Source organism: Streptomyces hygroscopicus subsp. hygroscopicus, assembly GCF_001553455.1.
Taxonomy (GTDB): domain Bacteria; phylum Actinomycetota; class Actinomycetes; order Streptomycetales; family Streptomycetaceae; genus Streptomyces; species Streptomyces hygroscopicus.
Genome location: NZ_BBOX01000080.1, coordinates 1 through 5,391 on the forward strand (window position 1 = coordinate 1; position 5,391 = coordinate 5,391).

The 5,391-nt window shown below is 72.5% G+C and carries 5 protein-coding genes; all 5 read right to left on the bottom strand.

Annotation, left to right across the window (positions count from 1 at the left end; translation table 11 throughout):
* Positions 1-124: 124 nt before the first annotated feature.
* Positions 125-1,438, bottom strand: coding sequence for a hemolysin family protein (locus AXW62_RS08780; protein WP_060943999.1), 1,314 nt, complete (start codon positions 1,436-1,438; stop codon positions 125-127).
* A complete protein-coding gene (gene ybeY, locus AXW62_RS08785) occupies positions 1,435-1,932 on the bottom strand; it encodes an rRNA maturation RNase YbeY (protein ID WP_060944000.1) in 498 nt (165 codons plus the stop codon). The genes AXW62_RS08780 and ybeY overlap by 4 nt, the downstream gene beginning before the upstream one ends.
* A gap of 12 nt (positions 1,933-1,944) precedes the next feature.
* Positions 1,945-2,949, bottom strand: a complete 1,005-nt coding sequence (locus tag AXW62_RS08790) for a PhoH family protein (RefSeq protein WP_030835481.1) — start codon at positions 2,947-2,949, stop codon at positions 1,945-1,947.
* Positions 2,950-3,278: 329 nt separating this feature from the next.
* A complete protein-coding gene (locus AXW62_RS08795) occupies positions 3,279-4,391 on the bottom strand; it encodes a carbohydrate kinase family protein (RefSeq protein ID WP_060944001.1) in 1,113 nt (370 codons plus the stop codon).
* A gap of 454 nt (positions 4,392-4,845) precedes the next feature.
* On the bottom strand, positions 4,846-5,391 hold a 546-nt coding region (locus tag AXW62_RS08800; protein WP_252368550.1), incomplete at its 5' end, for an MBL fold metallo-hydrolase.

Sequence of the window (5,391 nt, forward strand, 5' to 3'; positions counted from 1 at the left end):
GAGCTTGGCAGCCCGGCAGCCCGGCGGCCAGGCGGCCAGGCGGCCCGGGAGCTTGGCGGCCAGGCGGCTCGACGCCCCGGCAGCCCGGCAGCCCCGCGGCTCGGCGGCCCCACCGCTTCGCGGCCTAGCTCTCCGCCTCCGCCGCCGCCGTCTCGCGGACCGGCTCGACCAGCACCGTGACGATGCGGTTGCGGCGGCCCGCCGGGGACTCGGCGGTCAGCCGCAGCGCCTTCAGGGCGGGATCGGTGCCGCCCTCGGGGACGTCCACCTCGGCCTTGGCGCCCGCGATCGGCACCCGGCCCAGCGCCTTGGCGAGCAGCCCGCCCACCGTCTCGACGTCCTCGTCCTCCAGGTCCGTGCCGTACAGCTCGCCCAGGTCGCCGAGGGCGAGCCGGGCGGTCACCCGGTGGGTGCCGTCGCCGAGGTCCTCCACGGGCGGCAGCTCGCGGTCGTACTCATCGGTGATCTCGCCGACGATCTCCTCGAGGATGTCCTCGATGGTGACGATGCCGGCCGTGCCGCCGTACTCGTCGATCACGACGGCGACGTGATTGCGCTGCTGCTGCATCTCGCGCAGCAGATCGCCCGCGTTCTTGGTGTCCGGGACGAAGACGGCGGGCCGCATCGTGGTGGAGACCAGCTCGGACTCGGCCTCGCGGCTGATGTGCGTCTTGCGGACCAGGTCCTTGAGGTAGACGATCCCGACGATGTCGTCCTCGTTCTCCCCGGTGACCGGGATCCGGGAGAAGCCGGAGCGCAGCGCGAGGGTGAGGGCCTGCCGGATGGTCTTGTAGCGCTCGATGACCACGAGGTCGGTGCGCGGCACCATCACCTCGCGCACCAGGGTGTCGCCGAGTTCGAAGACGGAGTGGACCATGCGCCGCTCCTCGTCCTCGATCAGCGACTCCTGCTCGGCGAGGTCCACCAGGGCGCGCAGCTCGGCCTCGGAGGCGAACGGGCCCTTGCGGAAGCCCTTGCCGGGCGTGAGCGCGTTACCGATGAGGATCAGCAGGGGCGGGATCGGGCCCATGACCCGGGCCAGCGGGATCAGCGCGTAGGCGGCGGCGGTCGCGGTGTTGAGCGGGTGCTGGGCGCCGATGGTGCGCGGGGAGACGCCGACGGCCACGTACGACACCAGGACCATCACGCCGATCGCGACGGTCAGCGCCTTCCAGGTCTGGTCGAACTCGCGCAGACACGCGTAGGTGACGACCGCGCCCGCCGCCATCTCGCAGGCGACCCGGACCAGCAGCGCCACGTTGAGGTAGCGGGTGGGGTCCTCGGCGACCAGCCTCAGCTTGGCGCTGCCCCGCCGCCCGGACCGCACGGCCTCCTCGGCGCGGAACCGGGTGGTGCGGGCGAGACCGGCCTCGGCGCAAGCAGCCAGCCAGGCCACCACGACCAGCAGGACGGCCGCGGTGACGAGCTGCGCGCTCATCGGACGGTGGGGGCCGGGGAGGGGCCGGTCAGGCCCTGCTCCGCGCGCCAGCCGTCGATGATGGCGGCCTGGAGGCCGAACATCTCGGCGCGCTCGTCCGCCTCCTCGTGGTCATAGCCGAGGAGGTGGAGGACGCCGTGGACGGTGAGCAGCTGCAGTTCCTCGTCCATGGAGTGCCCGGTCGGCGCCTCCTCCCCCTGCTTCCTGGCCACTTCGGGGCAGAGCACGATGTCCCCCAGGAGGCCCTGCGGGGGCTCGTCGTCGTCCTTGGACGGCGGGCGCAGCTCGTCCATCGGGAAGGACATGACATCGGTGGGGCCCGGCAGGTCCATCCACTGGATGTGCAGCTGCTCCATGGCATCGGCGTCGACGACGATCACCGAGAGCTCGGAGAGCGGGTGGATACGCATCCGGGCGAGGGCGTAGCGGGCGACGTCGAGCACCGCCCGCTCGTCGATATCGATACCGGATTCGTTGTTGACGTCGATCGCCATGGGGGTTTTTAGTTACTTTCCGTTGCGGCTGTCGTACTGATCGTATGCGTCGACGATGCGGCCGACCAGCTTGTGACGGACCACGTCGGTGCTGGTGAGCATGGAGAAGTGAACGTCCTCGACGCCCTCCAGGATCTCCCGCACCTGGCGCAGACCGCTCTTGGTCCCGCCCGGGAGGTCGATCTGGGTGATGTCGCCCGTGATCACTATCTTGGAGTCGAAGCCGAGCCGGGTGAGGAACATCTTCATCTGCTCGGGGTTCGTGTTCTGGGCCTCGTCGAGGATGATGAACGCGTCGTTGAGCGTACGGCCACGCATGTACGCCAGCGGCGCGACCTCGATCGTGCCCGCGGCCATCAGGCGCGGGATGGAGTCGGGGTCGAGCATGTCGTGCAGCGCGTCGTAGAGCGGCCGCAGATACGGGTCGATCTTCTCGTAGAGGGTGCCGGGCAGGAAGCCCAGCCGCTCCCCCGCCTCGACCGCCGGCCGGGTGAGGATGATCCGGTTGACCTGCTTGGACTGCAGTGCCTGGACCGCCTTGGCCATGGCCAGGTAGGTCTTACCGGTGCCCGCGGGGCCGATGCCGAAGACGACCGTGTGCTTGTCGATGGCGTCGACATAGCGCTTCTGGTTGAGCGTCTTGGGGCGGATGGTGCGGCCGCGGTTGGAGAGGATGTTCTGGGTGAGCACCTCGGCGGGGGTCTCCTGCACCCCACCCTCGCCGTTCTCGGCCGCGCGCAGCATGGAGATGGAGCGCTCCACCGCATCCTCCGTCATCGGTTGACCGGTGCGGAGCACCAGCATCATCTCGTCGAACAGACGCTGGACCAGGGCGACTTCCTTGGGATCCCCGGTGGCGCTGACTTCATTGCCCCGAACGTGGATGTCGGTCGCCGGGAACGCGTCCTCGATCACACGTAGCAGCGCGTCACCGGAGCCCAGGACCATGACCATGGGGTGCTTGCTCGGGACCGTGAACTGCGCGTGCGCCTGCGGCGCTGTGGTTGGTTGCGTCATGGGCCGGCTCTCTGGCCTGCTTCTACCTCCTGTGACAAAGGTTCTCGCCGCTCGACAACCTCGGCTTCCAGGGTACGACGGAGCACCGACAAGACCCGAGCCCTTTTACTCCACGCTCACGCATCGCCCCGGTCACCGGAGACTCCCGGGAGTCCCGGCTCACCGGGACTCCCGCGAACCGGCTCACCGGGACTCCCGCGAACCGGCTCACCGGGACTCCCGGGAACCGGCCCGCCCCGGACGGCCGGGTCCTCGGCACCGCACCCGTCCTCTGCACCGCATTCGTCCTCGGCCCCGGCCCCGTCCCTGCCCCCGTCCCCGTCCTCGGCCTACGCCTGGCGGAAACCGATCGTCGGAACGGCCCTGCGCAGAGGCCAGGGGCGGGCGGCGGCCGGGAGCAGACGGTCGAGGAAGGCGTAACGGCGCAGCGCCCCCGCGGGCTGGTCGTCGTAGGCGCGGGCGTGCTGCCACCAGGCGGCGATCTCCACCCAGCCGGGCGCCGACAGCGACCCGCCGAACTCCTGCACCGACAGCGCGGCGGTCAGCCCGGCGAAGGCCAGCCGGTCGGCGAGCGGCCAGCCGGCGAGCGTGCCGGTGACGAAACCGGCGACGAACACGTCCCCGGCCCCGGTCGGATCCATGGCCTCCACCGCGATCGCGGGCACCTCCGCGGTCTCGCCGGTGCGGCCGTCGACCGCGTACGCCCCCTCGGAGCCGAGGGTGACGACCGCGAGCGGGACCAGGTCGGCGAGGGCCCGGGCGGCGGCGCGCGGGCAGTCGGTGCGGGTGTAGCGCATCGCCTCCTCGGCGTTGGGCAGGAACGCCTCGCAGTGCTCCAGCTCGGCGAGGTCGGCCGGGTCCCAGCGGCCGGTGTCGTCCCAGCCCACGTCCGCGAAGACCCGCCCGCCGCGACGCGCGGTCTCGGCGACCCACTCCTGGCGGCGGCCGGGCACCAGGGAGGCCACGGCGGCGCGGGCCGGGGGCGGGCAGCTGGGCGCGGGCTCCTCGGGCGGCGGGGCCTCATGGCCGTGCGAGACCATGGTCCGCTCGCCCTCGTAGGCCATGGAGACGGTCACCGGGGAGTGCCAGCCGGGGATCGTACGGGACAGCGAGAGATCGATACCCTCGCCGCGGTCCAGGGCGTCGCGGCAGTAGTCCCCGTAGTGGTCGTCACCGAAGGCGGCGGCGAGCGAGGTGCGCAGGCCGAGCCGGGCCAGGGCGGTGGCCATGTTGGCGACGCCGCCGGGGCTCGAGCCCATGCCGCGGGCCCAGGACTCGGTACCGCGGACGGGGGCGGAGTCCAGACCGGTGAAGATGATGTCGAGGAAGACGGTGCCGGTGAGATAGACGTCGCACTCCGGGTCACCGGGCCGGCGAACGGCCGCGAGCGGGTCGAGCAGGGGATAACCCGCCGCGAGCTTGTCTCCGTCGTGTGTGGTCACCGCGCTCTCCCAGATCTGGCCGGTCCGCCTCCGTCGTCGGATGCGGGTGCGGCCAGTGTGCACGATGGGACGGGCAGGGGGCTGGGGTCCGCCCGTATCCCACTCGTCCGGGCCGCCGTCCGCCCCGGTTCGTACCGCCACCGTCCCGCGCGGCTCGTACCGCCACCGTCCCGCGCGGCTCGTACCGCCGCCGTCGCGCCCGGCTCGTACGGCCGCCGTTCCGCTCGGCACGTACGGCCACCGTCCCGCCCGGCACGTCCCGGCCACCGTCCCGCACGCCCCCGATGCGCCCTTTCGCCCCGGCCGCGACCGTTCGCACCGGACGCACCCGCTCGGCACGGGTATGGCCCGCGCCAGCCGCCCCAACCGCGACCCCAGCCATCACCCCGGACGCCCCCAGCCCCGCCCCGCTCGGCACGCAGCCGCGTCCGGCGCCTCGTCGCCGGGTCCGCCCTCAGCGGCGTTTGGGGAGTGCCACGGTCATCAGGTCCTGGGCCACCGTGAGTTCCCCCTCGAACCCCGCGGCCCGCGCCTGGCGCTCGAAGTCGGACGGGTCGCCGTAGCGCTGCGAGAAGTGCGTCAGCACCAGATGCCGCACCCCCGCCCCGGCCGCGACCCGGGCCGCCTGCCCGGCGGTCAGGTGCCCGTACTCGACGGCCAGCGCCTCGTCCTCGTCCAGGAAGGTCGACTCGATGACCAGCAGATCGCACCCCTGCGCGAGCGCGTAGGCGCCGTCGCACAGCCGGGTGTCCATGATGAACGCGAAGCGCTGCCCCCGGCGGACCTCGCTGACCTCCTCGAGCGTGACCGTGCGCCCCTCGCGCTCCAGCACCCGCTCGCGCTGCAACCGGCCGATCTCCGGGCCGCGGACGCCGAGCGCGGCCAGCCGCTCGGGCAGCATCCTGCGGCCGTCCGGTTCGATCAGGCGATAGCCGTACGACGCGACGGGGTGCGAGAGCCGGGCCGCCTCCAGCGTGTAGGCGGGGGGGCGGGCCAGCAC